The organism is Kitasatospora sp. NPDC058032, from assembly GCF_042885845.1.
Taxonomy (GTDB): domain Bacteria; phylum Actinomycetota; class Actinomycetes; order Streptomycetales; family Streptomycetaceae; genus Kitasatospora.
The window spans coordinates 1-26,189 of the sequence record NZ_JBHVRK010000036.1; the positions used below are offsets into that span (position 1 = coordinate 1).

Annotated in this window: 23 protein-coding genes; 12 read left to right on the forward strand and 11 right to left on the reverse strand. The window is 75.1% G+C overall.

Features of this window, described 5'->3' with window-relative positions:
* Positions 1-222: 222 nt before the first annotated feature.
* The 4 genes from ACFVUH_RS33970 (at position 223) to ACFVUH_RS33985 (ending at position 5,122) form a co-directional block, all read left to right on the forward strand.
* Positions 223-1,647: an acyl-CoA synthetase gene (locus ACFVUH_RS33970; protein WP_387917336.1), complete on the forward strand. Its 1,425-nt coding sequence runs from the start codon at positions 223-225 to the stop codon at positions 1,645-1,647.
* Positions 1,648-1,863: 216 nt separating this feature from the next.
* Positions 1,864-2,760, forward strand: a complete 897-nt coding sequence (locus tag ACFVUH_RS33975; protein ID WP_387917338.1) for a C40 family peptidase — start codon at positions 1,864-1,866, stop codon at positions 2,758-2,760.
* Between the two features lie 359 nt (positions 2,761-3,119).
* Entirely contained in the window at positions 3,120-4,187 is a 1,068-nt protein-coding gene (locus ACFVUH_RS33980) for an NUDIX domain-containing protein (protein WP_387917340.1), read from the forward strand.
* A gap of 107 nt (positions 4,188-4,294) precedes the next feature.
* Positions 4,295-5,122 carry a DUF4184 family protein gene (locus ACFVUH_RS33985; protein ID WP_387917342.1) on the forward strand — a complete coding sequence of 276 codons (828 nt, stop codon included), beginning with the start codon at positions 4,295-4,297 and terminating at the stop codon, positions 5,120-5,122.
* A 117-nt stretch (positions 5,123-5,239) separates the two neighbouring features.
* On the opposite strand, the gene ACFVUH_RS33990 is transcribed toward ACFVUH_RS33985, so the two are convergent.
* Positions 5,240-6,610, reverse strand: a complete 1,371-nt coding sequence (locus ACFVUH_RS33990) for a dipeptidase (protein ID WP_387917344.1) — start codon at positions 6,608-6,610, stop codon at positions 5,240-5,242.
* A 258-nt stretch (positions 6,611-6,868) separates the two neighbouring features.
* Here ACFVUH_RS33990 and ACFVUH_RS33995 point away from each other — a divergent pair, with 258 nt between their 5' ends.
* A complete protein-coding gene (locus ACFVUH_RS33995) occupies positions 6,869-8,116 on the forward strand; it encodes a geranylgeranyl reductase family protein (RefSeq protein WP_387917345.1) in 1,248 nt (415 codons plus the stop codon).
* 80 nt (positions 8,117-8,196) lie between these two features.
* On the opposite strand, the gene ACFVUH_RS34000 is transcribed toward ACFVUH_RS33995, so the two are convergent.
* Together ACFVUH_RS34000 and ACFVUH_RS34005 are read right to left on the reverse strand one after the other, a co-directional pair.
* Entirely contained in the window at positions 8,197-10,494 is a 2,298-nt protein-coding gene (locus ACFVUH_RS34000; RefSeq protein WP_387917347.1) for a glycosyl hydrolase family 18 protein, read from the reverse strand.
* 256 nt (positions 10,495-10,750) lie between these two features.
* Positions 10,751-11,050, reverse strand: a complete 300-nt coding sequence (locus tag ACFVUH_RS34005; protein WP_387917348.1) for a hypothetical protein — start codon at positions 11,048-11,050, stop codon at positions 10,751-10,753.
* An 85-nt stretch (positions 11,051-11,135) separates the two neighbouring features.
* Here ACFVUH_RS34005 and ACFVUH_RS34010 point away from each other — a divergent pair, with 85 nt between their 5' ends.
* A complete protein-coding gene (locus tag ACFVUH_RS34010) occupies positions 11,136-12,473 on the forward strand; it encodes an MFS transporter (protein WP_387917350.1) in 1,338 nt (445 codons plus the stop codon).
* 11 nt (positions 12,474-12,484) lie between these two features.
* Here ACFVUH_RS34010 and ACFVUH_RS34015 read toward each other — a convergent pair whose 3' ends face one another.
* Positions 12,485-12,907, reverse strand: coding sequence for a RidA family protein (locus ACFVUH_RS34015; RefSeq protein WP_387917352.1), 423 nt, complete (start codon positions 12,905-12,907; stop codon positions 12,485-12,487).
* Between the two features lie 107 nt (positions 12,908-13,014).
* On the opposite strand from ACFVUH_RS34015, the gene ACFVUH_RS34020 reads away from it, so the two are divergent.
* Both ACFVUH_RS34020 and ACFVUH_RS34025 read left to right on the forward strand, forming a co-directional pair.
* Positions 13,015-13,584 (forward strand): Uma2 family endonuclease, encoded by a 570-nt coding sequence (locus tag ACFVUH_RS34020; protein WP_387917353.1) that lies wholly within the window; start codon positions 13,015-13,017, stop codon positions 13,582-13,584.
* A gap of 131 nt (positions 13,585-13,715) precedes the next feature.
* Positions 13,716-14,489, forward strand: coding sequence for an enoyl-CoA hydratase family protein (locus tag ACFVUH_RS34025; RefSeq protein WP_355369850.1), 774 nt, complete (start codon positions 13,716-13,718; stop codon positions 14,487-14,489).
* A gap of 33 nt (positions 14,490-14,522) precedes the next feature.
* On the opposite strand, the gene ACFVUH_RS34030 is transcribed toward ACFVUH_RS34025, so the two are convergent.
* Positions 14,523-15,287 carry a maleylpyruvate isomerase family mycothiol-dependent enzyme gene (locus ACFVUH_RS34030; protein ID WP_387917354.1) on the reverse strand — a complete coding sequence of 255 codons (765 nt, stop codon included), beginning with the start codon at positions 15,285-15,287 and terminating at the stop codon, positions 14,523-14,525.
* Between the two features lie 175 nt (positions 15,288-15,462).
* On the opposite strand from ACFVUH_RS34030, the gene ACFVUH_RS34035 reads away from it, so the two are divergent.
* A complete protein-coding gene (locus ACFVUH_RS34035; protein WP_355369846.1) occupies positions 15,463-16,221 on the forward strand; it encodes a DapH/DapD/GlmU-related protein in 759 nt (252 codons plus the stop codon).
* A gap of 106 nt (positions 16,222-16,327) precedes the next feature.
* On the opposite strand, the gene ACFVUH_RS34040 is transcribed toward ACFVUH_RS34035, so the two are convergent.
* Together ACFVUH_RS34040 and ACFVUH_RS34045 are read right to left on the reverse strand one after the other, a co-directional pair.
* Entirely contained in the window at positions 16,328-16,909 is a 582-nt protein-coding gene (locus ACFVUH_RS34040; protein ID WP_387917356.1) for a HutD family protein, read from the reverse strand.
* Positions 16,910-16,952: 43 nt separating this feature from the next.
* Positions 16,953-18,212 carry an MFS transporter gene (locus ACFVUH_RS34045; protein WP_387917358.1) on the reverse strand — a complete coding sequence of 420 codons (1,260 nt, stop codon included), beginning with the start codon at positions 18,210-18,212 and terminating at the stop codon, positions 16,953-16,955.
* Positions 18,213-18,229: 17 nt separating this feature from the next.
* Here ACFVUH_RS34045 and ACFVUH_RS34050 point away from each other — a divergent pair, with 17 nt between their 5' ends.
* Complete coding sequence (locus tag ACFVUH_RS34050) at positions 18,230-19,519, forward strand: ROK family protein (RefSeq protein WP_387917359.1); 1,290 nt, start codon at positions 18,230-18,232, stop codon at positions 19,517-19,519.
* Positions 19,520-19,698: 179 nt separating this feature from the next.
* Positions 19,699-20,799, forward strand: a complete 1,101-nt coding sequence (locus tag ACFVUH_RS34055) for a PLP-dependent cysteine synthase family protein (protein ID WP_387917400.1) — start codon at positions 19,699-19,701, stop codon at positions 20,797-20,799.
* 47 nt (positions 20,800-20,846) lie between these two features.
* Here ACFVUH_RS34055 and ACFVUH_RS34060 read toward each other — a convergent pair whose 3' ends face one another.
* Positions 20,847-21,299 carry a DUF4267 domain-containing protein gene (locus ACFVUH_RS34060; protein ID WP_387917360.1) on the reverse strand — a complete coding sequence of 151 codons (453 nt, stop codon included), beginning with the start codon at positions 21,297-21,299 and terminating at the stop codon, positions 20,847-20,849.
* Positions 21,300-21,412: 113 nt separating this feature from the next.
* Here ACFVUH_RS34060 and ACFVUH_RS34065 point away from each other — a divergent pair, with 113 nt between their 5' ends.
* Positions 21,413-21,997, forward strand: a complete 585-nt coding sequence (locus ACFVUH_RS34065) for a TetR/AcrR family transcriptional regulator (protein WP_387917361.1) — start codon at positions 21,413-21,415, stop codon at positions 21,995-21,997.
* A 66-nt stretch (positions 21,998-22,063) separates the two neighbouring features.
* On the opposite strand, the gene ACFVUH_RS34070 is transcribed toward ACFVUH_RS34065, so the two are convergent.
* From ACFVUH_RS34070 to ACFVUH_RS34080, 3 genes are all read right to left on the reverse strand, one after another.
* Positions 22,064-22,384 (reverse strand): DUF6191 domain-containing protein, encoded by a 321-nt coding sequence (locus tag ACFVUH_RS34070; RefSeq protein WP_387917362.1) that lies wholly within the window; start codon positions 22,382-22,384, stop codon positions 22,064-22,066.
* A gap of 41 nt (positions 22,385-22,425) precedes the next feature.
* Positions 22,426-24,840, reverse strand: a complete 2,415-nt coding sequence (locus ACFVUH_RS34075; protein ID WP_387917363.1) for a right-handed parallel beta-helix repeat-containing protein — start codon at positions 24,838-24,840, stop codon at positions 22,426-22,428.
* A 339-nt stretch (positions 24,841-25,179) separates the two neighbouring features.
* Positions 25,180-26,058: an MOSC domain-containing protein gene (locus ACFVUH_RS34080; protein ID WP_387917365.1), complete on the reverse strand. Its 879-nt coding sequence runs from the start codon at positions 26,056-26,058 to the stop codon at positions 25,180-25,182.
* Positions 26,059-26,189: the final 131 nt, after the last annotated feature.

Here is a 26,189-nt window from a genome sequence, read left to right on the forward strand (position 1 = left end):
CCCCTCCACCCCCGCGGCTTTTGTGTCCCCCTCCCTGGGTTGGTGGTGGCTCCGGGCGGGGCGGGGGGCCGCGGGCCGGTGCGGCGCCCCCCCCCCCGCCGTCCTTCCCCCGGACGCCGGGCCGGCCGCCGTGGGCCCGTAGAGTCGGTCGGCGGCGCGCGGCGACCCCGCGGCGCGCCGCGGACCACCGTGGACATCCTGGACAGGGGCGAGGGCAGACGCATGACACTCTTGACGGCGCTTCAGGGCGGATCCGGCGACTCGGCCGACGCCCTGCGGATCTCCGACGGCCCCGGGCTCTCCCGCGAGCGGCTGCTCGGCGCGGCCACCGCCGTCGCCGACCGGGTGGCCGGAGCCCCCGCCCTGGCGGTGCTCGCCCGCCCCACCGCCGAGACCGTCGCCGCCGTCGTCGGCGGGCTGCTCGCCGGCGTGCCGGTGGTGCCGCTGCCGCCCGACTCCGGGCCCAAGGAACGCGCGCACATCCTGCGCGACTCCGGCGCCGCCCTGCTCGCCCACGCCGCCGCCGACGGCCCGCCGCAGGACGCCGGGATCCCCGGCCTCCCGGTCGACCTGAGCGAGCGCTCCGCCACCACGCACCCCGAGCCGGACCCGTCGGCGACCGCCTTCGTGCTCTACACCTCCGGTACCACCGGCGCGCCCAAGGGGGCGATGATCGGCCGCGCCGCCGTCGCCGCCGACCTCGACGCGCTCGCCGACGCCTGGCAGTGGACCGCCGAGGACACCCTGGTGCACGGCCTGCCGCTGTTCCACGTGCACGGACTGGTGCTCGGCGTGCTCGGCGCGCTGCGCACCGGCAGCCGGCTGGTGCACACCGGACGGCCCACCTCCGCCGGGTACGCGGCGGCGGGCGGCAGCCTCTATTTCGGCGTGCCGACCGTCTGGTCCCGGGTGGCGGGGGACCCGCAGGCGGCCGCCCGGCTCGCCTCCGCCCGGCTGCTGGTCTCCGGCAGCGCCCCGCTGCCCGTCCCGGTGTTCGAGCGGCTCGCCGCGCTGACCGGCCACGCCCCGATCGAGCGCTACGGCATGACGGAGTCGCTGATCACCGTCTCCACCCGGGCCGACGGTGAGCGCCGCCCCGGCAGCGTCGGCCTGCCGCTGGCCGGGGTGCGCACCCGGCTGGTCGGCGAGGACGGCTCGCCCGTCCCGTACGACGGCGAGAGCGTCGGCGAGCTCCAGGTGGCCGGGCCCACCCTGTTCCGCGGCTACCTCAACCGGTCGGACGCCGACGCCGAGGCCTGGACCGCCGACGGCTGGTTCCGCACCGGGGACGTCGCGGTGATCGGCCCGGACGGCTTCCACCGGATCGTCGGGCGCGCCTCGGTCGACCTGATCAAGAGCGGCGGGTACCGGATCGGCGCCGGCGAGGTCGAGGCGGCGCTGCGCGACCACCCGGCGGTGGCCGACGCCGCCGTCGTCGGCGCGCCGGACGAGGACCTCGGCCAGGCGATCGTCGCGTACGTGGTGGCGGATGGCCCCGTGACGGGTGAGCAGCTGACGGCCTTCGTGGCGGAGCGGCTCTCGGTGCACAAGCGGCCCCGCCGGGTGGTGCTGGTGGCGGAACTGCCCAGGAACGCCCTGGGAAAGGTGCTGAAGAAGCAGCTGACGGCGGACTCGGCACACGGGTGACGGGCGGTCACCCGGCGCCGGGTCGGGTGACGGTCGCTCACCTTGCGTGAGCCTTCCTTTGGCGCACTCCACTGCGCGCCGTGAGCGGACGCGTGCCTAACGTGACAAGCGGCGCGGCCGGGACCGACCAGGCCCCGCGCACCGCGTCCAGCGTTCAGCTCCCAGCGTTCGGCGCGATCGAGGCGCCCGGCGCGATCAGCGAAGGAAGACAGCAGCATGACGACCGTCAACACCGGCGCACCGGGTGCCGCCGACGACGCGACCGGGCAGCACACCGCCTCCTCCCCCCGGCCGGCGGCGGCTGCCCGGCCTTCCCGTGCGGCGCGGATCCGGCGGGGGATAGGCACGGTGGCCGTGATCGCGGCCGGGACCTGCGTGATCGGCCTGGGCACCGGCGCGGGAACCGCGGCGGCCGAGCGGGCGCCCGCCCACGCCGGCTGGGACGGCTCGCGGTACTGGTTCAAGGACGGCCAGGGCCACTGGCGCTGGACCTCGCACTACGACGTCTACCTGGCGCGCACCGGCGGGTCCGCCCCGGCGCCGGCGGCGTCCACGGCGAAGACGGCCGGCTCCGCCGGAGGGATCACCCAGGGGTGGGACGGCTCGCGCTACTGGTTCCGCAACAGCCAGGGCCAGTGGCGCTGGACCTCGCACTACGACGTCTACCTGGAACGCACCGGCGGGTCCGCCGCCTCCTCCTCCTCGGAGGACTCGGCGTCCCCGCCCCCGGCCGGGGCCCCGGCGGCGGACGGTGACGTCGAGACGGCTGTGCAGTTCGCGCTCGCGCAGCTGGGCAAGCCGTTCCGGACGGCCGGCAACGGACCGGACGGCTACGACTGCTCGGGCCTGGTCCAGCAGTCCTTCCGGCGCGGCGGCATCTCCCTGCCGCGGATCGCCAACGACCAGTACGCGGCCACCACGCCGGTGACGGCCGGGCAGCTGCGCCGCGGCGACCTGCTGTTCTGGTCGGACGACCGCACCGCGCGGGGCATCCACCACGTGGCGATCTACCTGGGCGACAACCAGTACGTGGAGGCCGCCCGGCCCGGCACCTCGATCCGGGTCTCGCGGATCAGCAGCGGCTACTACCCGACCCACATGGGCCGCCCCTGACGGGTCCGCGCCGTCCCGCCGGTGCCCCGGGCCGCCGAGGCCCGCACACCGGTGGGACGGGGGAACCCCGCACGCAACGGGGCGCGCGTGGTGCGGCGGGGGCGCGCGCCAAGGGACCGGACCCCGGTGCCCGGAGGGGTGGACGCCGGCGCGCCGGGGGTCGTACGGGAATCGTCGCAGACCCCTGACCTGGGCACATGCCCCTGTCAAGCGGAACGGGAAACCGTCATGAGCGGGGCGGACGTGGAGGTATGGGGACCGGCGTGGCGGGGGTACCACCTCCGGTGGCGCCGGCTCGACCGACGGGGGCGCCGCCCGGGGCGAACGGCGCCGGGGAGGGCGAGAACATGGGGGCGTGCGTGATTGTCTGGGTCAATGGCACATTCGGGGCGGGCAAGACCAGCTCCTGCCGCGAACTGGTGGAGCTGCTGCCGGGCAGCATGATGTTCGATCCCGAGCTGGTGGGCTTCGGGCTGCGCGCGATGCTGCCCGCCGACCGGATGGCGGCGGTGTCGGACTTCCAGGACCTGCCCGCCTGGCGCCGGCTCGTCCCCGAGACGGCGGCGGCACTGCTCGGTGAGGTCCCCGGGCCGCTGGTGGTCCCGATGACACTGCTGCGGGAGGACTACCGGGACGAGATCTTCGGGTCGCTCGCCTCGCACGGCATCGTCGTGCACCACCTCGTCCTGGACCCTGAAGAAACGATCCTGCGCGAGCGCATCGCCCAGCGCGACGAATTCCCGGACGACCCGCAGCGCAGCGAGCAGGTCCGCCGCTGGTGCCTGGAACACCTGCCGCGCTACCGCGCCGCCCGCCGCTGGCTGCGCCGCGACGCCCGGCTCGTCGACACCTCCGGCCTCACCCCGCGCGAGACCGCCGTCCGGCTCGCCCGGCTGGTCGACGACGGCTCGGCCCGCTGCCCGATCGCGCAGACCCCCGACCCCACCGGGGACACCGTGGCCGCCGCCGTCCTGTTCTTCGACGAGCAGGACCGGGTGCTGCTCGTCGACCCCGTCTACAAACCCGACTGGGAGTTCCCCGGCGGCGTCGTCGAACGCGGCGAGGCACCCACCGACGCCGCCCTCAGGGAGACCGCCGAGGAACTCGGCCTGCGCCTCGACCCGGCGGCGCTGCGCCTGCTCGCCGTCGACTGGGAACCGCGCACCGGCCCGCGCCGGGGCGGGCTGCGCCTGGTCTACGACGGCGGGCTGCTGGACGCCACCGCCCGGCAGGGGCTGCGGCTCCAGCAGGAGGAACTGCGCGGCTGGCGGTTCGTCAGCCTGGAGGAGGCCGCCGGTCTGCTGCCCCCGGGCCGCCACCGGCGACTGGCGGCGGCGCTGGACGCCCGCCGCTGCGGGGAACTGCGCTACCTGGAGGCCGGACAGCGGGCCGGCCTGGGGTCGGCCCGCACCGCCGACGCGGCGTGAGCCCGGCTCCGGGGTGAGCCCCGTTCCGGCGCGCGCCCCGCGAACGCGCCGCGCGCCGGAGCCGGGCGCCGCAGACGGGCCCGGCCGGGCGGCGGCAGGATGAGGACATGCCGTTCACCCTGAGCCACCCGGCCGCCGTGCTGCCCCTGCTGCGCGCGGCGGGCCGGCGCGGGCCGCTGGTCGCGTCGGCGCTGGTCGCCGGCTCGCTGGCGCCCGACGTGCCGTTCTTCGCCGAGTCGCTGCTGCCCGGGGTGTACCGGCACGGCGCGCCGACCCACCGCTGGTGGGCGGTGCCGACGCTGGACGTGGCGCTCGCGGCCGCCCTGGTGGCGGGCTGGCACGGGCTGGTGCGCGGGCCGCTGGTCGCGCTGCTCCCGGACCGGTGGGCGGGCGCCGCCGAGGCGCTGACGGCCCGCCGGGCCGGCCGGGGACGGCCGTCGGGCGCGGACCTCGGACGGTTCGCGCTCTCGGCGGCGGTCGGCGCGGCGAGCCACGTCGGCTGGGACGGTTTCACCCATGCGGGGCGTTTCGGGTCCCGGCTGGTGCCGGCGCTGGAGCGGCCGGTGGCGGGCGGCCCGCCGCTGTACCAGGTGCTGCAGTACGGCAGCTCGGTGCCCGCGCTGGCCGCGGTGGCGGGGTACGCGGTGCGGGCGGCCCGGGCGGTGGAGCCGGTCCGCCCGGCCGACCGGCCGTCGCGGCGGGCCCGGCGGGCCGGTGCGGTGGTGCTGGGGGCGGCCACCGCGGCGGGGGCGGCGCACCGGCTGCTGCCGCTGCGCCGCGGGCCGCTCGCGGAGCTGTGCTTCGGGGCGGGGGCCGGGCTGGCGGTGGGCGCGGCCGGCTGGGCACTGGCCCGGGCGGCGGTGACGGGTGCGGCGGGCGTCGCGGGGGCGCGCCGAGGCACAGTGGGTGCGCGGGCGGCGCGCGGGCGACCGTAGGGCGCGCGGGGAGCGGTTCGCGCGGGCGTGCGGTGGTGCGTTGGTGCGCTGGTGCCGGCGTGCGGTGCTACGGGGCGGGCCGCGCCGTCCTGGACGGCGCGGCCCGGTGCCGGGGCGTCAGACGGAGCGCAGCTCGGCGTAGCGGCGCAGGAACAGCGCCTCGGTGAGGGCCATCCGCTCCAGCTCCAGCGGGTCGACGCTCTCGTTGACCGCGTGGATCTGGGTGGTCGGCTCCTCGACGCCGATCAGGATGATCTCGGCCTGCGGGTAGAGGGTGCGCAGCGTGTTGCAGAGCGGGATCGAGCCGCCCTCGCCGGAGGCCACCATCGGGGTGCCGAAGGCCTCGGCCATCGCCTCGCCCATCGCCTCGTAGGCCGGTCCGGAGGTGTCGGCGCTGAACGCCGCGCCGTTGCCCTGCCGCTCCACGGTGATCTGCGCGCCGAACGGCACCCTGCTCTCCAGGTGGGCGACCAGCGCCTCCTGGGCGGCCGCGGTGTCCATGCCCGGCGGCACCCGCAGGCTGACCGAGGCCTTGGCGGACGCCTGCACGGAGGAGGTCGCGCCGATCACCGGCGGGGCGTCGATGCCGAGCACGGTGACCGAGGGGCGGGCCCAGAGCCGGTCGGCGACGGTGCCGGTACCGGTCAGCGCGACGCCGTCCAGCACCTTGGCGTCGGCGCGGAACTGCTCGTCGGGGTACTGCACCCCGCTCCAGGACTGGTCGGCGGCCAGGCCGGCCACCGCGACGTCGCCGTTCTCGTCGTGCAGCGAGGCGAGCACCTTGACCAGCGCCTGCAGGGCGTCCGGGGCGGCGCCGCCGAAGGCGCCGGAGTGCAGGTTGCCCGCCAGCGTGCGGACCGAGACGTCGACCACCGTCATGCCGCGCAGCGAGGCGGTGACGGTCGGCAGGCCGGGGGCGAAGTTGCCGGTGTCGCCGATCACGATGGCGTCGGCGGTGAGCAGCTCGGGGTGGGCCTCGGCGTAGCGCTCCAGACCGCCGGTGCCCTGCTCCTCCGAGCCCTCGACGATGACCTTCAGCCCGACCGGGTAGCCGCCGTCCACCTGGCGCAGCGCCCGAAGGGCCGTCAGGTGCATCAGGATGTTGCCCTTGCAGTCGGCGGCGCCGCGCCCGTACCAGCGGCCGTCGCGCTCGGTGAGCTCGAAGGCGGGGCTGAGCCAGGCGTCCTCGTCGAGCGGCGGCTGGACGTCGTAGTGCGAGTAGAGCAGCACGGTCGGGGCTCCGGCCGGGCCGGGGAGCTCGCCGTAGACGGACTGGGTGCCGTCGGGGGTGTCCAGCAGCCGGATGTTCGTCAGGCCCTCGGCGGCGAAGGCGTCGGCGACCCAGCGGGCGGCCTTCTCGCACTCCTCGACCGGGAACTGGCGCGGGTCGGCGACCGAGGGGAAGGCGACCAGGTCGGCGAGGTCGGCGCGGGCGCGGTCCATGAGGGACCGGACGGCGTCGGCCAGGGGCTGCTGCGGCTGCGGCATCGGGTGCTCCGGGGAGGGCTGGTCCGTCCGAGGGGGTGGTGCGGGCGAACGGCGTTGACGGTGGGTGATGCCGATCATAGGCGGCGCGCGGCGGTGGCCCGCGGGGGAGTGCCGCCCGGTGCCGCCCGGTGCGGTCGGGTGAGGTCGGGTGCGGTCGGCCGACCGTGCCCGACCGGCTGCGCCCGACCGGCGATTCGGTCGCCCGTTCGGGGCGGTGCGGCCGACGGCGGCGGGGGTGGCCGCATAGGATTGCTGCCCGTGACTGACTCCGGAAGCCCCGATTCTCGTAGCCCGCTCGACGCCGAGGCCGGCGGGCCGGACCGGCAGGGCCCGCTGGACGGCGTCTGGGACGTCGTCGTGGTCGGCGCCGGGCCGGCAGGCTCCTCCGCCGCGCACGCCGCGGCCGTGCAGGGCCGGCGCGTGCTGTTGCTCGACAAGGCCGAGCACCCCCGGTACAAGACCTGCGGCGGAGGCATCATCGGCCCCTCCCGGGACAGCCTCCCGCCGGACTTCAGGCTGCCGCTCCAGGACCGGGTGCACGCCGTCACCTTCGCGTACAGCGGCCGGTTCACCCGGACCAGGCGCTCCCGGCGGATGTTGTTCGGTCTGGTCAACCGGGACGAGTTCGACCTGCGCCTGGTCCAGGCGGCCAAGCAGGCCGGGGCGGTGCTGGTCACCGGAGTGACCGTCACCGGGGTGGAGCAGCGCGGCGGCGAGCACCGGACGGCGCTGGTCACCGCCTCCGACGGGCGCACCTTCGAGGCGCGCGCGGTGGTCGGCGCGGACGGCAGCGCGAGCCGGATCGGCCGGCACGTCGGCGTCTCCTTCGACCAGATCGACCTCGGTCTGGAGGCGGAGATCCCCGTGCCGGCGGACGTCGCGGCCGACTGGGCGGGCCGGATCCACCTCGACTGGGGTCCGCTGCCCGGCAGTTACGGCTGGGTGTTCCCGAAGACCGAGTCCGGCAGCCTGACCGTCGGGGTGATCTCGGCGCGCGGCGACGGCGAGCGGACCAAGCAGTACCTGGCCGACTACATCCGGCGGCTGGGCCTGTCCGGGTTCCCGCCGAGCGTGGAGTCCGGGCACCTGACCCGCTGCCGGGCCGAGGACTCGCCGCTGTCGCGCGGCCGGGTCCTGGTGGCCGGCGACGCGGCCGGGCTGCTGGAGCCGTGGACCCGCGAGGGCATCTCCTACGCGCTGCGCTCGGGCCGGCTGGCCGGAGAATGGGCGGTCAAGGTGGCCGAGGCGGGCACGGCGGCGCAGGTCCGGCGCGAGGCGCTGAACTACGCCTTCGCGATCAAGGCGGGCCTGGGGGTGGAGATGCGGGCCGGCAAGCAGATGCTGAACGCGTTCGAGCGCCGGCCGTACCTGTTCCACGCGGCGGTCTGCCTGGTCGACCCGGCGTGGCGGGCGTTCGCCCGCACCACCCAGGGGCACCTGACCTTCGCCCAGGTGCTGCGGCAGTACCGCTCGGCCCGCCGGCTGGCCGCCCTGGCCTCGCGCTGAACCGGCGGCGGCGCACGACGTGACGCCGGGTCCGGCGGGGCTGGTACCCCGCCGGACCCGGCGTGCGCGCGGCGCAGGTGCTACTTGAGGCCGCCGTCGACGGCGTTGATCAGGGTGCCGCCCGGGGTGTCACCGGTCATGTCCCAGATCATCGCGCCGAGCAGGCCCTTGGACTTCAGCCAGGCCGTCTTCTTGCCGATCGACCAGGCGTCGTCGAAGGTCCACCACTGTCCGCCCGCGCCGGTGTAGCCGTAGGTGGCCACCGACTGTTCGTCGTGGTAGACGGAGAGGCTGGGGAAGGTGGTGATCAGGTTGTTGTACCCGCGGGTGCCGGCCTCCTCGGCGAACTGGCCGGGGGCCGCGCCGGTCGCGCTCTGCCACTCGCCCTTGACGCCGCCGTCCGCGACGCCCTGCCAGCCGCGGCCGTAGAAGGCCAGGCCGATGGTGAGCTTGCGCGGGTTGACCCCGGCGTCCAGGTAGGGCTTGACGGCCCCCTCGACGCTGAAGTGGGTGGTGTACGGGTCCTGGGCGTCCACGTAGAGGTTGCCCTGGTGGCCGGTGCGGTTGGGCTCCCACGAGTTGTCGCTGCCGGCGCCGTGGAAGTCGTAGCCCTGGATGTTGGCGATGTCCAGGTAGTTGAAGATCTTCGAGAGGTCCCAGCCCTGGTTGATCTTGACCGGGTCGGCCGGGGTGAAGGCGGTCAGCAGCTTGTGCGAGCCGCCGAGCGCGTCCAGCTGCTTGCGGAACTCGGCGAGCAGCGCGGTCAGGTTGTCCTTGTCGTTGGCGCTGTAGTGGTTGCCGGCGTGGCCGTCGGGGGAGCCGGGCCACTCCCAGTCGATGTCGATGCCGTCGAAGATGCCGGCCGCGACGCCGTCGCCGCCCGCGCCGTTGTAGGCCGGCAGGTTGCCCTTGATCCAGATGTCGAGGCAGGACTTGACGAACTTCTGCCGGGACGCGTCGGTGGCCGCCACGTCGGAGAAGTACTTGGAGAAGGTCCAGCCGCCGAGCGAGGCGACGACCTTCAGGTTCGGGTACTTGGCCTTGAGCTTCTTCAGCTGGTTGAAGTTGCCGCGCAGCTTGCCCCAGCCGTCGTCGGCCACGCCGTCGACCGACTGGGCGGCGCTCATCGGGCGGGCGTAGTCGGCGTCGGCGTCACCCGCGCCGGTGCCCTGGTCGGGGTCCTGCGGGTTGGACGTGGTGCCCTTGGTGACGCCCGCCAGGCAGGTGAGGTTGACCGGGTCGATGTTCTCGAAGGCGTAGTTGATGACGTCGAGCTTGGCGGCGCTGCCCGAGGTGTCGAGGTTCTTCACGAAGTACTGGCGTCCGTAGATGCCCCACTGGGTGAAGTAGCCGACCCGGGCGTACTTGCCGGCGCCGACCAGGTCGGAGGTGGTGACCTTCAGCGGGGTGGAGGCGGGGGAGGCGTTGTCGGCGCCGTCCCGGGCCTTGACGGTGAAGGTGTAGGAGGTGGACGGGGAGAGGCCGCTCACGGTGGCGGTCAGGGTGGAGCCGGTCACCGTGCGCACCAGGGTGCCGTCCTGGTAGACGTCGTACGCGGCGACCTTCAGGTTGTCGGTGGCGGCGTTCCAGGCCAGCGTGACGTCGCTCGAACCCACGGCGGTGGTGCGGAGGTTGGTGGGCGCGGTGGGCGGCACCTGGTCGGTGGACGGGTCGAAGGTGGAGGCGGTGACCGACGCGCTCGCCGGACCGAGGTTGCCGCGGGTGTCCTTGGCGCGGACGGTCAGGGTGTAGCTGGTCGCCGGGGTCAGCCCGGTGACCACCGTGTCGGTGGTGGTGCTGCTGCCGACCACGGTGCTGCCGTTCAGCACGTCGTAGGAGGCGACCGGGAAGTCGCCGCCGGTCGCGGCCGGCCACTTCAGCGCGAGCGTGTGGGCCGTCGAGTCGGTCACCGTCGGGGTGCCCGGGGCGGACGGCAGGACGTCCGAACTGCCGTCGCACTTGTCGCCGTTGATCCGGCAGCCGGTCGGGGTGCCGACCGGGCCGTTGGCGACGAACCAGAAGCTGTACGGCTCGGTCGTCTTCCCCGCGGGGACGTTGGCGTTGTAGAACGCGGCGACGGCGGTGACGTGGCTGCCGTTGACCGTCGCGGTGCCGTTGTAGCTGTTCTGGATGGTCACACCGGCCGGGAGGTCGAACTCCAGGGTCCAGCCGTTGACGGCGGTGGTGTTGTCGTTCTTGACGATGTAGGTGCCCTTCCACCAGGAGCCGTTGTTCTCGCTGGTGAAGGCGGCGGTGAGCTTGCCGGCCGCGGTGGCGGGGGTGGCCAGTGCGGTGATCGCGGCCAGCGGGAGGAGCAGGACGGAGAGCAGCGCGAGCACTCGGTGGCGCGTTCGACGCGCCCGGGTTCGAACGGACATGGTTCTCCCTGCGACTGTGGGGGTTGGACAGGGTGGCGCAGAACCGTACGTGGTGCGGGGAGCGTTCGATGCCCGCGCCGTGGGGAGACGGGGGCATGGGCACTGTAGGAGGTACAGACCAATGCGTCAACAGGTCTGTACCACTGGTCAGTTGGCGGGAAACCGGCGGCGGCCGGGATCGTCACCCGCCGTGGCGGCCGGGAGGCTCACCTGCCGTGGCGGCCGGGAGGCTCACCTGCTGTGGCGGCCGGGAGGCTCACCCGCCGTGGCGGCCGGGGCCGGACAGCTCGTCGCCCAGCGGGCGGAAGTCCGGCCACGGGACGGCCGGGCGGGGCGTCAGGAAGTCCGGGATCCAGCGGTTGGCGGCGACCACCGAGAGCAGCAGCGAGGAGTCCAGCCGCTCGAAGGCGGGCCGCAGCCGCTCGAAGGCCGCGGACTGCAGCGGGTAGCAGCCCGGATGGGTCCACATCCGCAGACTGAGCGCGGCCTCCTGGATCGGCGAGCAGGCGAACCAGGTGGTGGCGAGATCCGCCAGACCGAGCTTGAACCGGTGCACGCAGCCCCCACCGCCCCCTCCGGATATTTGAGGCAGAGCCTCAATCAGTACGCCCCGGCGGCGGTTCCGGGGTGGGATCGTGGGCATGGCCACCACCCCACCGGCGGCGAACGCCGCACCGAGCCCCGCGCCGCCCGCGACCCGGACCTCCCGACTGCTGCACCCCGACCCGACGGTGCGCCGGCTCGCCCGGATCACCCTGCTCAACACCCTCGGCAGCGGCCTCTCGCTCTCCGTCGGGGTGCTCTTCTTCACCCGCTACCTCGGCCTGAGCGCGGCGCAGCTCGGCCTCGCGCTCACCGCAGCCGGGCTCTGCGGCGTCGTCGCGAGCGTCCCCGCCGGGCGGGCCGCCGACCACTGGGGGAGCCGGTCGATCCTGGTGGTGCTGGTCGCGCTCACCGGTCTCGGCACCGCCGGCTACACCCTGGTCGGCGGCTACCCGGCGTTCCTGGCGATCGCCTGCCTGGTCGCCGCCGCCGACCGGGGCGCCGCCGCGGTGCGCAACGCGCTCTACGCCGAGGTGCTGCCCGCCGACAAGCGGGTCGCGGGCCGGGCCTACCTGCGGGTGGTGACCAACGTCGGGCTCGGACTCGGCACCGGCGTCGGCGCCGTCGCGCTCCAGATCGACTCCCGCACCGGCTACCTGGCGGTGATCCTGGCCGACGCGGCCTCCTACCTGGTGGTCGCCGCGATGTTCCACCGGCTCCCGGCGCCGGGACCGGGCGCGGGATCAGCAGCCCGGGCGGGGGCGGGGGCGGACGGTGCGCGGGGGACGCGGACGGAGCGGGATCCGGAGCGGCGGCCGGCCCGGGAGCCCAACCCGGCGCTGCGGGACGGGCCGTTCCTGCTGGTGACCGCGCTCAGCGCGGTGCTCGGCCTGCAGTTCGCGATGCTGGAGGTCGGCGTGCCGCTGTGGATCGTCCAGCAGACCGACGCGCCCCGGATCACCGTGGCCGCCACCCTGGCCGTCAACACCGTGCTGGTCGTCGCGTTCCAGGTCCGCGCCACCCGCGGCACCGAGCACCCGGCCGCCGCCGCGCGCGCCTGCGGCCGGGCCGGACTGATCCTGGCCGCCGCCTGCCTGGTGATCGCCCTCGCCCACGGAGCGCCCGCCGCGCTCGCCGCCGTGGTGGTGCTCACCGGCGTCGCGCTCCAGGCGGTCGGCGAGGTCCTCGGCCAGGCCGGCACCTGGGCGCTCAGCTACGACCTGGCCGGCGAGCGCGCCCACGGCGCCTATCAGGGCGTCTTCAACGCGGGCAACGCGGCTGCCCTGATGATCGGACCGGCCGTCGTCTCGACCGCCGTCATCGGCCACGGCCTGGCCGGCTGGGCCGCCCTCGGTGCCCTGCTCGCCGCCGCCGGCCTCGCGATGGGCCCCGCCGTCCGGTGGGCCGGACGACGGGGCGCGATCACAACGGTCTGAACCCCGGAAGGCTACTCCGGGACCACCGCGAAGGCTTCGATCTCCATCAGCACCTCCGGCAGGAACAGCGCCGCGACCTGCACCGCGGAGGAGGCCGGCAGCGGCAGGTCACCCAGCGCCTCGTTGCGCGCCTCCCGGACGGCGGGCATGTACGCCATGTCGGTGACGAAGTACGTCAGCTTGACGACGTGCGAGAAGTCCGCCCCCGCCGCCGCCAGACACCGCCGCAGGTTCTCGAACACCTGCCGCGCCTGCGCCCCCGGGTCCCCCTCCCCGACCAGCCGCCGCTCCTCGTCGAACGCCACCTGCCCCGACACCGTCACCAGCCGCCCGCTCCCACTGACGACCTGCGTGTACCCCGTCCCCGGAGCGACCCCGGGCGGCTCGGCGATGTGAGTGAGAGGAGCGGCGTTCCGCTGCGATTCCATGGTCATAAGACCATCGTGGTCGACGCCCCACGCACCGCACCAGGCGTTTACTGTCGGTATGCCGGCCCCGCACCTGCGGTGACGAGACCGTCCGGCCAGGAGGAGAGCAACTCGTGAGCACGGCCCCCCACATTCCCGGCGACTACAGCACGGTGAGCGATCCCGAACGGGCGCTGAAGTACGCGATCCAGCACGTCGCGGGCGACCGCGCCGAGATCATCGAGGGAGTCATCACACCGATGTCGCCGTCGTGGGCGCACGAGAGCGCCGCCGAGGTCATCCGCCGGCAGCTGACACCCCGCCTGGAGGAGCTGGGGCTGGTGTCCGGCTCCGGCAACCTCGACCTGCCCGGATCGGAGAACTGGTACGTCCCCGACCTCGCGGTCGTTCCGGCCGACCTCGCCGCCAAGACGGAGGGGGCGCTCCTCCCGGACCGGACGCTGCTGGTGATGGAGGTCGGCTCGCCGTCGAACGGGGAGACCGACCGGACCGTCAAGCGCCGCCGCTACGGCCAGTACGGGGCGCCGCTCTACCTCCTGGTCGACCGCCAGGCCCGCACCTGCACGCTGTTCAGCGAACCCACCCGGCTCGGCTACGCCGTCGAGGACGGGCCGCACCCGTTCGGGGCGCCGGTCGGGCTGCCGGAGCCGTTCGGCCTCGACCTCGACACCTCGCGGCTCTGATCCGCCCCGGCCGTCCGAAGGGGCTGGTCCGGAGAAGGGCGGGCATGTCACAGTCGTCCGGGCGCCCGTGGCTCACCGGAGGCGGGCCGTCCGTTCCGACCCACCCTCAGCCGGAAAGCAGGACCGCACCGATGACCAGCGAAGCGCCCCTCGTCCGCGTCACCACCGAGGACGCCGTCACCACCCTGACGCTCGACTCGCCGCACAACCGCAACGCGCTCTCCACCCGGCTGATGGCCGAGCTGACCGCCGGCCTCGCTGCGGCGGCGGCCGACCCGCAGGTGCGCGCGGTCGTGCTGACCCACACGGGCAAGGTGTTCTGCGCCGGGGCGGACCTCTCGGAGGCGACCGGCGCCGACCCGACGGTCGGACCGCGCGGGCTGGTCGACCTCCAGCGGGCCATCGTCGACTGCGCCAAGCCGGTCATCGCCGTGATCAATGGACACGCCCGGGCCGGCGGGCTCGGACTGCTCGGCGCCGCCGACCTCGCGCTCGCCGGACCGGCCGCCACCTTCGCGTTCACCGAGGTCCGGCTCGGGCTCGCGCCGGCCGTCATCTCGCTGCCGCTGCGCCCCAAGCTGGACCCGCGCGCGGCCTCCCGCTACTACCTGACCGGCGAGGTCTTCGACGCGGCCGAGGCCGCCCGGATCGGCCTGATCACCCAGGCCGTCGACGCGCCGGAGGCGGCCGAGGTCGCGCTCAAGGGCCTGCTGGACGCCCTGCGGCTGGGTTCGCCGCAGGGCCTCGCGCAGTCCAAGCGGCTCGCCAACGCCGAGGTGGTGCGCTCCTTCGAGCGGGACGCCGACGAGCTGGTGGAGCTGTCGGCGCGGCTGTTCGGCTCGGAGGAGGCGCAGGAGGGCATGCGCTCGTTCCTGGAGAAGCGCCCGGCGCGCTGGGTGCGCTGACGCGCCCCGCAGGCCCGCCGGGCGCCGGGGGCGTCAGCCGATGGTGGCGGTCTCGCGCCACAGGTCGAGCAGTGTCTCGTCCCCGGCGCCGACCACCCGCCCGGTGCCGGCCGGCAGACGGTTCCAGAGCAGCAGGTAGAGGTCGCGGGCCGGGCCGGTGAGCGTCAGGTCGGCCGGGCGCTCGGCCTGCTCGGTCCGCTCGACGGCGAGCGGCTGCGGACCGATGGTCAGCAGCCAGCGGCCGGGGCCGTCGCTCGCGCTGACCTGCAGCGTCCGCGGCCGCTCGCTGCGGACCTTGGAACGGCCGAGGGTGAGGAAGCCGACCAGCAGCTCGTCGATGCCGTCCTGGGAGAACTCGGGGTCGGTGTGCGGGCCCTCGGTTCCGGCTGCCGCGTCGGCGTCGATCCGGTGCACGGCCGTCTCGTGCGCCTGGCGGCGGGCCCAGAACGCGAGCGGGCTGGACTCCGGGAGGAAGCTCCAGCAGTCCAGGTCGGCCGGGGCGGCGGTGAGCGCGTCCAGCAGTGCGGCGTGGCCGGTGCGGAACCACTCGACCAGGTCGGCGTCGTCCGGCTCCGGCCCCCAGACGGCCCGCTGGCGCTCGGCGTCCATCGGGGCGGGCAGCCGGTCCCGGACGGTGGTCGTCGCCCAGCGGTGGACCTGTCCGGTGTGCAGGACGAGGTCGCGCAGCTGCCACCGCGGGCAGGTCGGGACGGGGGCGGTGAGGTCGGTGCGGGCGGCGGCGTCCGCGAGCAGGGTGCCCTCGCGGCGAAGCGCGTCGAGGTGCGCGGTGATCTCCATGGCTGTGAGTCTGTCAGCAGTGGCGGTCTTCGGACACCGTTTTCCGAACAGGTTTTCGAGATATCGGGCAGAGTGCCGCGGCCGGTCGACGGCTCTCCGGGGCGGTCTCGGCGGGGGTGTGTGACCTTGGCCGCCCTGTCGCCGGGCGGGCCCTACGGGCCGGTAACGTGAGCGCATGTCGATCACGCGTTCCCTGTTCAGCGCCGCCCGGGCCGGCGGCCGGCGGGCCACGGGCCGGCTCGTCCACCGGGGCTGGCAGTGGGTGCAGCGGGCGGGCGCGGTGTCCAGCGAGAACCCCGGGCCGTACCGGTTCGGCGAGTTGGGCGCGGGGACGAAGCTGACCTTCCCGCTCGGCGCGGTCTTCAACGAGCAGTGGATCACCATCGGACCGTTCTCGATCATCGGCGAACGGGTGACCATCAGTGCGGGCTTCCTGCCCGGGCTGGACCTCGGCCCCGATCCGATCGTGCGGATCGGCGGCGGCTGCGTGATCGGCCGGGACAGCCACATCGTCGGCCACCAGTCGATCGTGCTCGGCGACGACGTGTGGACCGGCCCCGGCGTCTACATATCCGACCAGGCGCACGAGTACCGGGCCACCGACCTGCCGATCGGCAAGCAGTGGCCGCGCAACGAGCCGGTCGAGATCGGCTCCGGCAGCTGGATCGGCACCGGCGCGGTGATCCTGCCCGGCGCCCGGCTGGGCCGCAACGTGGTCGTCGCGGCCGGCTCGGTGGTGCGCGGCGAGGTGCCCGACCACACGGTGGTCGCGGGCGCCCCGGCCAAGGCGGTCCGCCGGTGGACGGCCGAGGAAGGCTGGCAGCCGCCGTTCCGCACCGAGCCGCCGCGGCCGCTGCCGGACGACGTGACGGCCGCGCAGCTGCGGGCGCTGGGCGGGTGGGACCTGCGGCTGCCGGACGAGCCGGGGGCCTGACCCGGGCCCGGGGCTCGGGTGCCGCCGGTGGAATTCGTGGTGCCCGGGATCAAGCACCTGGTCACCGGATCGAGCAGCTGTTCAAGCGACCCGGCGTCCGCGGCCGTCAGCCCCGCGTCGGACTGCGGAAGGTGAGGGCGGCGGTGGTGCCCTCGGGGTGCAGGGTGTGGGTGGCCGGGGTGGTGAGGAGGGCGGCGTCGTAGCGGGCGAGGGCGGCGCCGTCGAGGGTCGCGGTGCCGGAGAGGCAGACCAGCAGCACGGTGGCGTCGGCCGGGACGACGATCGGGCCGGGCCGCTCGGTGAGGACGAGGTCGGCGGTGGCGTGGCCGCGACGGGTCATCACGTTGAAGTCGACGAGCGGGCCGCCGAGCAGCCGGCAGTTGGTGGCCGCGTCGCCGGAGAAGGCGAACGGGCGGAACGGCGCGTCGACGAGGTGCTCGGTGCCGTCGACGGTCAGCGCCATGCCCGGGCCCTCGACCACGGTGATCACCCGGTCGACGCCGGGGAACGCGGAGAACGGCCCGGCGGTGGCGACGTCGGCGAGACTGACCCGCCACCGGAAGTCGTCCGGCCCGCCGGCCGCGGGCTCCCCGGCGACCTCCCTGGTCACCCCGCCCCCGTTGCGCCACGCCGTGGCCGGCCGCTCGGCGGCGCGCAGGAACCGGACCGGAGCCGTGGTGTTCGTCATGGCGTGATCCTCGCACGACGGCCGGTGGGGGCGGGGTGACGGTTCAGCGGGGACGGCGGCGGGCGGTCAGGGGGAGGACGGCGGCGACGGTCGCGGTGGCGGCGACCGTGGTCAGGGCGAGCGGCAGGCTGGTCGCGTCGGCGAGGAAGCCGATCACCGGTGGGCCGATCAGCATGCCGGCGTAGCCGAGCGTCGAGGCGAGGGCGACGGCCTGCGGACCGCCGGCGGCACCGGCCTGGGCGATGGCGAGCGGGAAGATGTTGGCCAGGCCGAGCCCGACCAGCACGAACCCGGCCACGGCCAGCGGCACCAGCGGCGCGAGCGCCGCCAGCAGCATCCCGGCCGCCGCGGTGAGACCGCCGAGGACCATCACCCGGTGCTGGCCCAGGCGCAGCGAGAGCCAGGTGCCGCCGACCCGCCCGGTGGTCATGGCGAGCGCGTAGGCCGCGTAGCCGGCGGCGGCCACCCGGGCGCCGGCGTGGACGTCGTCGGTGAGGTGCAGGGTGGTCCAGTCGGCGACGGCGCCCTCGCCGTACGCGGTGCACAGGGCGGTGAGGCCGAGCAGGAGGACCAGCATCCGGCCGGCGGCGGGCGCGGAGGACGAGCAGGAGGAGTGGGAGGAAGGGGTCGTGGCGAACGGTCGCGGCGCCGGGCTGCGCAGCAGCGCGACGCCCGCGGCCACGGTGACCAGGAGTCCGGCCAGTCCGGCCAGCGCGAGCCACTGCGCGGCCGTGAGCGGGCCGGCGAGCAGGCCGCCGACGCCCGCCCCGAGCAGGCCGCCGAGACTGTACCCGGCGTGGAAGCTGGGCATGACCGGGCGGCCGAGTTCGCCGACGATCTCGACGGCGGCGCTGTTCATGGCCACGTTGGCCCCGCCGTAGCCGGCGCCGAAGAGCAGCAGGACGCCGCCGAGCGCGGTCACCGAGTGGGTGTGCGCGGGCAGCGGGACGGAGAGCGCGAGCAGGGCGAGCGAGGCGACGGTGACCGGCCGGGAGCCGTAGCGCAGGCAGAGCCGGCCGACGACCGGCATGGTGGCGACGGCGCCCGCCGAGACGCAGAGCAGGGCGAGTCCGAGGGCGCTGTGCGAGGCGCCGACCTGGCTGCGGACGTCCGGGATGCGCACCACCCAGGCGGCGAAGAGCAGGCCGTCCACGGCGAAGAAGGCGGTGAGGGCGAGCCGGGCGGTGCCCCAGGAGGCAAAGGGGTGCGCGGACGGGCTGGGGGATTTCGCGCAGATGCTGCGAGACTGGGAGGATGCTCGGCCGGTGGGGCCGGAGGGACGGATTTTGTTTCGGAGCGGCACAAAGTAACAATAGGTCCGTGCAGCTCACACCTTCAAGCCCGAAGCCCGGGACCGGGGCCGACCACGACGCGCAGCGCGACGCCCACCGCCGCGCGGCCCCCGACCGGGGGCGGACGCTGCTCGGCCCCGCACTGCAGCTGATCCACACCGGCCAGGCCCCGACCCGCTCGGCGCTCACCCGCGCGCTCGACGTCACCCGGGCCACCGCCGGCGCCGTCACCGCCGAACTGGAGGCGCTCGGCCTGATCACGGTCGACTCCCGCCCGGCCGGCGGCGGCCGCGGGCGCCCCTCGCACCGGCTCGCCATCGACCCCGCCGGCCCGGTGGTGGTCGCCGGGCAGATCCACGCCGACGGCCTGAGCGTCACCCTGGCCGGCCTCGGCGGCCTGCTCGACCCGCCGGTCCACCTGCCGCTGCCCGCCGCCACCGACCCGGTGCGGATGCTGCGCGCCGTCGCCCAGGCGGGCGCCGAACTCGCCCGCGGCACCGAGCGGCGCTGCCTCGGCGCGGCGCTCGCGCTGCCCAACCCGGTCACCGAGCCGGACGGCACCGCGCTGGCCGCGCTGCACTTCGCCTGGCCCAGCGGCACGCCCGTCGCCGATCTCTACGACGTGGAGGTGGGCCGCGCCGACCACGGGCCGCACGCGCTCGACCCGCTGCCCACCGCGATCGCCAACGACGCCAACCTGGCGGCGCTCGCCGAGTACCGGCACGGCGCCGGCCGCGGCGCGCGGCACCTGCTGCTGGTCACCTCCGGCCACCGCGGCGTCGGCGGGGCGCTGGTGATCGACGGGCGGCTGCACACCGGCAGCGCCGGACTCGCCCTGGAGGTCGGCCACCTGACCGTCGACCCGCAGGGCCGGCCCTGCGGCTGCGGCAACCGCGGCTGCCTCAACTCGGAGACCGACCCGGACGCGCTGTTCGCCGCCGCCGGACTGACCCCGGACCCGGACCGGCCGCTGCTCGACCAGGCCGGCGAACTCTGCCGGGCCGCCGCCACCGACGAGCGGGCCCGGGCGGCCGTCGAGCACGTCATCGACCGGCTCGGCCTCGGCCTGGCCGGGGTGGCCAACATCCTCAATCCGGACCGGGTGGTGCTCAGCGGGCTGCACCTGGACCTGCTGGAGGCCGCGCCGGACCGGCTGCGCGCGGTCGTCGCGGAGCGCAGCCTGTGGGGGCGCAGCGGGCGGGTGCCGATCGTCGGCGCGGAGCTGGAGCACAGCGCGCTCGCCGGGGCGGCCGAGCTGGGCTGGCTGCCGTACCTGGCGGACCCGCAGTCGGTGGCCAGCGGGTGGGTGGGGCGGTAGCGGGCGCGCAGTGGGGCGATAAGCGGAGCCTAGAGGTTCGGATAATGTTACTTATCGTGACACCCGTACACTCGTAGTGAGCATAGGAGGGGGGCTTCCAGGGGGACTCGCACGAGGAGAGTGGCATGGGGACCGAACCGACCGTGGACCAAGGCATCGAACGGGACGCCGAGCGGGGCATGGAACCGACCGTCGACGCGGACCGCTCCGACCCGGAGTACCGGCGCTGGCTCAAGGACGCGGTCCGCAAGGTCCAGGCGGACGCCAACCGCTCGGCCGACACCCACCTGCTGCGCTTCCCGCTCCCGGCGGAATGGGGCATCGACCTCTACCTCAAGGACGAGTCCACCCACCCCACCGGCTCGCTCAAGCACCGGCTGGCCCGCTCACTGTTCCTCTACGGGCTCTGCAACGGCTGGATCCGCCCCGGCAAGCCGGTCATCGAGGCGTCCAGCGGCTCCACGGCCGTCTCCGAGGCCTACTTCGCCCAGCTGATCGGGGTGCCGTTCATCGCCGTGATGGCCAAGTCCACCAGCCAGGCCAAGATCGACCTGATCGAGTTCCACGGCGGCGAGTGCCACCTGGTGGACCGGCCCGGCGAGGTGTACGAGGCCTCGGCCCGGCTCGCCGAGGAGACCGGCGGCCACTACATGGACCAGTTCACCTACGCCGAGCGGGCCACCGACTGGCGCGGCAACAACAACATCGCCGAGTCGGTCTTCGCCCAGCTGCGCCTCGAACCGCACCCCGAGCCGGCCTGGATCGTGGCCACCGCCGGGACCGGCGGCACCTCGGCGACCATCGCCCGGTACGTCCACTACATGCAGTACGACACCCGGATCTGCGTCGCGGACCCGGAGAACTCCTGTTTCTTCGACGGCTGGGTGCACGACGACCCGGACGCGGTGTGCGACCGCGGTTCGCGGATCGAGGGGATCGGCCGGCCCCGGATGGAGCCGAGCTTCGTGCCCGGGGCGATCGACCGGATGATGAAGGTTCCGGACGCCGCCTCGGTCGCCGCCGTGCGGGTGCTGGACCGGGTGCTCGGCCGGAAGGCGGGCGCGTCCACCGGGACCGGGCTGTGGAGCGCGCTGCGGATCGTCGCGCAGATGCGGGCGGCGGGGGAGCGCGGCAGCGTGGTCACCCTGATCTGCGACCCGGGTGACCGCTACCTCGACAAGTACTACTCGGACGAGTGGCTGGCGGGCGAGCGGATCGACATCGCGCCCTACCTGGCCGCCCTGGAGTCCTTCCTGGCCGGCGGCGCCTGGGCGGGCTGACGGTGCCTGGGCGGGCTGACGGGCCGGCGGGCCGTCCGGTCCTGGGGTCAGGACGAGGTGGACCGGCGCTCGGTGAGGAGCAGGGCGCCGGTCGCCGCGACCGCCACCGCCGTGGCACCGTGGATGCCGAACGCGGCGACCGCCGAACCGTGGTGGGTGAGCACGGTGATCGCGTCGCCCAGCGGGATGAGCGCGTCGACCAGCAGCAGCCGGCCGAGCGCCCGACGGTGACCGGTGCCGAGCAGGACCAGCACGGTGATGCCGGAGGCGAGGTCCCGGATGCCCTTCGCGTCGAGGAAGGCGGCGGCCCCGCCGTGCGGCCACTCGGGCAGTCCGAAGCCGGAGGCGGTGCTCTCGGGGGCGAGGAGGTAGTTGACGCCGACGTATCCGATGCCGAGCGCGAGCAGCACGGCGAGGACGGTGGCGACGCGCCCGCGGACGGTGGTGGAGGTGATGGCGGTGGTGTTCGGGGTGGCGGTGACGGTGCCGGTGCCGGACATGATGAGTCCCCTCAATTCCATATTGATCGCTAGAAGTTCTAGCGGTGCTAGGTAGCTGATGGAACGTTAGTGCGAGCGTCGCTCGAATGTCTAGCACTGCTAGGATATTTGGCGTGACAGTCCACGCCCGCCGCGAGCGCGAACGCGCCGAACGGCATCAACTGATCATCAGGACCGCCCGTGACCTCGCCGAGGACGAAGGCTGGGAGGCGGTGACGGTCCGCCGGCTCGCCGCGCTGATCGAGTACAGCCAGCCCGTCCTCTACAGCCACTTCGCCAACCGGGACGCCATCGTCGCAGCCGTCGCCGTGGAGGGCTTCGAGGAACTCGCCGGGGAACTGCGGGAAGCGCCCCGCAACGCCGAAGGACCGGTCGAGGCGTTCACCGCCGTCGTCGGCGCCTACGCGAGGTTCGCGGCGACCTACCCCGCCCTCTACGACGCCATGTTCACCCTCGCCACCGGCCTCCCGTTCGGCCGGCCCGAGGCCCCCGCTCCGCTCAAGGAGGCCTTCGCCGCCCTGGCCGCCCCGGTTGCCGAGGTGTCCGGCCCCCACGACCCGGACACCTTCACCGAGGTCGTCTGGACCGCCCTGCACGGCCTGGTCACCCTCACCCGCAGCGGCCGCCTGCGCCCCGAACTCGCCGAGGACCGCCTGGACCTCCTGATCGCCCTGATGCTCGCCGGCGAACACGTCTGACCGGCCGCGCTGCCACGCCCGGACCCGCCGCTACGCCCGGACCCGCCGCTACGCCCGGCGCCACCGCTACGACCGGCGGGCGTCGGGCCGGATCACCGCCCGGCCACCCGCCAGGTCGATCCCGGTCCGGCGCGGCGCCCCGTCGTGCTCGTCATCGCGGAGCACAAGCTCGACCCGCCGCTGCTCCAGCTGTGCCCGCTTGCCCGGGTAGAGCAGCGCGTGCAGTTCCTCGGTGGCGGCCGCGCCGACGCCGCGCCCGCCGTCCGCGGGTCCGCGCTCGCCCCTTCGGGTGAACAGCAGCCGCCCGGCCGCGCCGAGGAAGAAGAGCGCGACGAGGAAGGCCGGGAGCAGCAGGCCGCCGGCCGCGCCGGTGAGGAGGGTGCTCATGGCGGGCCCAACGGTCGTGCGGCGCCCGGAAGTTCCCGGGGCTACGGCCGGCGGGGGGCCGGGAGGTCGGCGGGGACGAGGAGCTGGAGGTCCTCGGTGGACGCGTCGGGGAGCTGGGCGATCCGCATGGCGTGCCGCTCGACCATGGTCTCGAAGACCTGGCGGGCGGTGCGGCCGTTGCCGAAGTTGGGGCCGCGCTCGATGCCGGCGAAGTGGTCGAGCAGGGCGTGCTCGGTGGCGTCGGCGAGCGCGTACTCGTGCTCGGCGCACTGGGCGCGGGCGATCTCCAGCAACTCCTCGGCCGAGTAGTCGGGGAAGGTGATGGTGCGCGAGAACCGTGAGGAGACACCGGGGTTGGCGGAGAGGAAGCGCTCCATCTCGGCGGTGTAGCCGGCCACGATGACCACCACCTCGTCCCGGTGGTCCTCCATCAGCTTCACCAGCGTGTCGATCGCCTCCCGCCCGAAGTCTCGGGCGCCGTCCTCCGGCGCCAGCGTGTACGCCTCGTCGATGAACAGGACGCCGCCGCGCGCCCGGTCGAAGGCGGCGGCGGTGCGGATCGCGGTGGAGCCGATGTGCTCGCCGACCAGGTCCACCCGGGCCACCTCGACCAGGTGGCCGCGCTGCAGCACCCCGAGCGAGGCCAGGATCTCGCCGTACAGCCGCGCCACGGTGGTCTTGCCGGTGCCTGGGGCGCCGGTGAAGACCAGGTGGCGGCGGAGCGAGGGCGCCTTGAGCCCGGCCTGCCGGCGCCGGCGGCCGACCGAGATGAGGTCGATCAGCGTCCGCACCTCCTGCTTCACGGTGGCCAGGCCCACCAGCCCGTCGAGTTCGGCCAGTGCCTCGTCGGCGGGCCGGCAGTCCGGGATCGGCCCGATCGCCGAAGCGGCGGGCGGGGCGGGCGCAGCGGCAGCCAGGGGTGCCGCGGTGGCGGCGAGCTGGGTGCGCGGGGTGGGGATCTCGGCGGCCGCGGCCGACGCCGCCGGCACGTCGTCCGAGGTGCACCCCTCGACCACCGGTCCGGGCTCGGAGAATTCGAAGCCGGCCCGCTCGTTCTGCTCGGCCCGGCACCGGGTGAGCACCGTGCGGCAGCCGTCGATGATGTGGAAGCCGAAGCCCTTGCCGTGCGAGACCCGGCAGTCCTCGAAGGTGCCGCGCCCCTGGGCCGAGACGTAGACGCCGGCGTCCGAACCGGCCCGGACGGTGCAGTCCCGCAGCACCGGGTCGGCGCCCTTGGTGACGATCACACCGGTCGCCACGTCGGAGATCTCGCAGCCGGTCAGCACGCCCCCGCTGCCGTGGTCGCGGAACCACAGCCCGGTGCCCGCCTCCTGGACCCGGCAGCCGGTGAGCGTCACCGTCGCACCGCCGCTGACCGACACCGCCGAGCTTCGGATCCGGCTGAACGAGCAGCCCTCGGCGACGGCCGCCGAGTCGCGGTCCAGGACGAACAGCGCGTCCGGCAGGTCGTGCAGCGCGCAGTCGGTGAGCGTGAGCCGGGCGCCGTCGCTGACCCACAGCGCCGGGTACTCGCCGTTCGAACTGTGGATCTGGCAGGACTCGGCGCTCGCCTCGGTGCCCTGGTCCCAGACCGAGAGCGCCCCGCGCCCGAAGTCCCGCACGGTGGAGTGGGCGAGGCTGAGCCGGGAGCGGCCGCGCAGGTCGGCGGCGTTCTCCGGTACGTCGTGCACCCGGCATCCGGTGAGCACGAGCTCGGCCTCGCCGTCCAGGGTGAGCCCGTTGCCGGTGACCCGGTGGATGTCGCAGTCGACCAGCCGCCCGCCCGCCTGGGCCTCGGCCTGCACCCCGCTGCCGCGGATCTCGTAGATCTCGCAGCCGGTCAGTTCGGCCGCGCTGCCGGGGTCGGAGAGCAGCACGCCCGCGCCGGCGGCGTGGTGCACCCGGCAGCGCTCCAGCGCGGCGGACGCACCGCCGAGCACCGCCAGTCCGGCCTGGCCGGCGGCGGCGACCTCGCAGTCCTCGAAGGCGGCGGCGGTGCCCGCGCCGCGCAGCCGCAGGCCGAGGCCGTCCGGGTTGGACACCACGCAGCTCTTGAAGGTCGGCCGGGCGCGGTCGGTCACCTCGACCCCGGCGGCCGAGTGGGTCTCCACCCGGCATCCGGTGAACGCGGGGGTCGCCTCCTCCCCGGTGACCAGGACGGCCGGCGCGGACCGGTCGGTGCCCTCGATCACCAGGTCGCGCACGGTCGCCGCGGCGGTGACGGTGAGCGGCACCCCGCCCGGCGGGTCGATCCGGACGCTGCCGGGGCCCTGGGCGGCGATGACCGTCACCGCTTTGTCGACGACCACGTTCTCCCGGAAGGTGCCCGGTCGAACGGTCACCGTGTCGCCGGGTTCCGCGGCCGCCAGGGCCTCCGCGAGCGTGTCGTACTCGCCGGCGCGGCGCCGCCAGCGGGATGCGCTGTCCTGGGTGACCCGGACCCTGTGCTCAGCCATGACGGTCTGTCGTCCCCACCTTCATCGAGCCGGCGATCTGCGGACCGGACGCACGCGGACGCTGCGGCGCGCCCGGACGCGGCGCACCGGGGTGCGCGGGTCGTCCGCCCACCGTAGCGCGCCCGCGCGGGTGCTCCGGCCGCGCGGGCCGGGCGGGTCGGGCGGGGCCGGGGCCGCCGCCCGTCCACCGCACCCGTCGACACCTGCGCCAACGGGCGTGCGCACGTCCGGTTCCGGGACGCGGGTGCGGGCGTGGGTGCGGATGCCGGTGCGGAAGCGGGCGGAACCGGGTGCGGACGAGGCCGCGCGAGGGCGGGCGCCGGCCGTCGGACCGGGCCGTCAGACCAGGCCGTCGGCCGGCCAGTGCGCGCCGCCCTCCAGCACCTCGACCGGGTCGCCCAGCCGCAGCGTGCCGAGCACGTCGCCCTCGACGCCGGCCGGGCGCTCGGGGATCAGGTTCTGTCCGAACGCCGCCTTCTTCAGCAGCCGGTGGTGCCGGGCCAGGGCGCGCAGCGGCTCGGGGCCGCGCCGCTCGCCGCTCTCCTGGTCGGTGGTGGTGACCACGCAGCGCCCGCACGGCTTGACCACGCGGAAGGTCAGCTCGCCGATCCGGATCCGCCGCCAGCCGTCCTCCGCCCAGGGCTCGCCGCCGGAGACGACGACGTTGGGGCGGAACCGCTCCATCGGCAGTTCCTCGTGGCCGTCCGGGTGCTCGGCGGCGATCAGCGCGTTGAGCTCGGCGAGCGAGGCGGTGGTGGTGAGCAGCAGCGGGAAGCCGTCGGCCATCGAGACGGTGTCGCCGGGGGAGGAGAACTTGGGGTCGACCGGCCGGGCGTGCGGGTCGTCCAGGTGCACCAGCCGGTAGTCGCCGATGTGGTCGGCGATCCAGGACTGGGCCTCCTTGCCGGCCTCGGCGGCGCGGAAGCGGGTGCCCCAGACCTCGACGTCGGCGAGCGGGTCGCCGACCGCGGCGGCGGGGGCGGGGATCTCGGCACGCGAGCCGTCGGCGGCGGTGAGCACGAGCGCTCCGGTGGGGGCGAGCTCGGCGCGGACCTGGCCGAGGGCGGCGTTCTCGCGCTGGCTGACGAACCGGCCGGTGGCGTCGGCCAGCATCCAGCGCCGGTCGCCGGCCAGGCCCCAGGGTTCGACGCGGGCGCTCTCGGGGCTCAGTCGGTACATGGACTTGACGGGGTAGACGTGGAGTCCGGTGAGCTGCATTCCCCCATCCTGCCAGTCGCGGCCGGGCCGCCGGCGGGCGCGGTCGGTGTCCGGAACCGAGCGTTCCGGCGGGACGCGGCCACCGGTGCCCGGGTGCGCCGGGAGCTGCCCGGACGTGCGCCCGTCTGCCC

What these genes read in the sequence shown, in the direction of transcription:
- ACFVUH_RS34080 (WP_387917365.1), bottom strand. Translation starts at nt 26,058, where the DNA reads ATGCAGCTCACCGGACTCCACGTCTACCCCGTCAAGTCCATGTACCGA.
- ACFVUH_RS34025 (WP_355369850.1), top strand. Translation starts at nt 13,716, where the DNA reads ATGACCAGCGAAGCGCCCCTCGTCCGCGTCACCACCGAGGACGCCGTC.
- ACFVUH_RS33975 (WP_387917338.1), top strand. Translation starts at nt 1,864, where the DNA reads ATGACGACCGTCAACACCGGCGCACCGGGTGCCGCCGACGACGCGACC.
- ACFVUH_RS34060 (WP_387917360.1), bottom strand. Translation starts at nt 21,299, where the DNA reads ATGTCCGGCACCGGCACCGTCACCGCCACCCCGAACACCACCGCCATC.
- ACFVUH_RS34000 (WP_387917347.1), bottom strand. Translation starts at nt 10,494, where the DNA reads ATGTCCGTTCGAACCCGGGCGCGTCGAACGCGCCACCGAGTGCTCGCG.
- ACFVUH_RS34040 (WP_387917356.1), bottom strand. Translation starts at nt 16,909, where the DNA reads ATGACGAACACCACGGCTCCGGTCCGGTTCCTGCGCGCCGCCGAGCGG.
- ACFVUH_RS33990 (WP_387917344.1), bottom strand. Translation starts at nt 6,610, where the DNA reads ATGCCGCAGCCGCAGCAGCCCCTGGCCGACGCCGTCCGGTCCCTCATG.
- ACFVUH_RS34055 (WP_387917400.1), top strand. Translation starts at nt 19,699, where the DNA reads ATGGAACCGACCGTCGACGCGGACCGCTCCGACCCGGAGTACCGGCGC.
- ACFVUH_RS34015 (WP_387917352.1), bottom strand. Translation starts at nt 12,907, where the DNA reads ATGACCATGGAATCGCAGCGGAACGCCGCTCCTCTCACTCACATCGCC.
- ACFVUH_RS34075 (WP_387917363.1), bottom strand. Translation starts at nt 24,840, where the DNA reads ATGGCTGAGCACAGGGTCCGGGTCACCCAGGACAGCGCATCCCGCTGG.
- ACFVUH_RS34030 (WP_387917354.1), bottom strand. Translation starts at nt 15,287, where the DNA reads ATGGAGATCACCGCGCACCTCGACGCGCTTCGCCGCGAGGGCACCCTG.
- ACFVUH_RS34010 (WP_387917350.1), top strand. Translation starts at nt 11,136, where the DNA reads ATGGCCACCACCCCACCGGCGGCGAACGCCGCACCGAGCCCCGCGCCG.
- ACFVUH_RS34035 (WP_355369846.1), top strand. Translation starts at nt 15,463, where the DNA reads ATGTCGATCACGCGTTCCCTGTTCAGCGCCGCCCGGGCCGGCGGCCGG.
- ACFVUH_RS33970 (WP_387917336.1), top strand. Translation starts at nt 223, where the DNA reads ATGACACTCTTGACGGCGCTTCAGGGCGGATCCGGCGACTCGGCCGAC.
- ACFVUH_RS33985 (WP_387917342.1), top strand. Translation starts at nt 4,295, where the DNA reads ATGCCGTTCACCCTGAGCCACCCGGCCGCCGTGCTGCCCCTGCTGCGC.
- ACFVUH_RS34070 (WP_387917362.1), bottom strand. Translation starts at nt 22,384, where the DNA reads ATGAGCACCCTCCTCACCGGCGCGGCCGGCGGCCTGCTGCTCCCGGCC.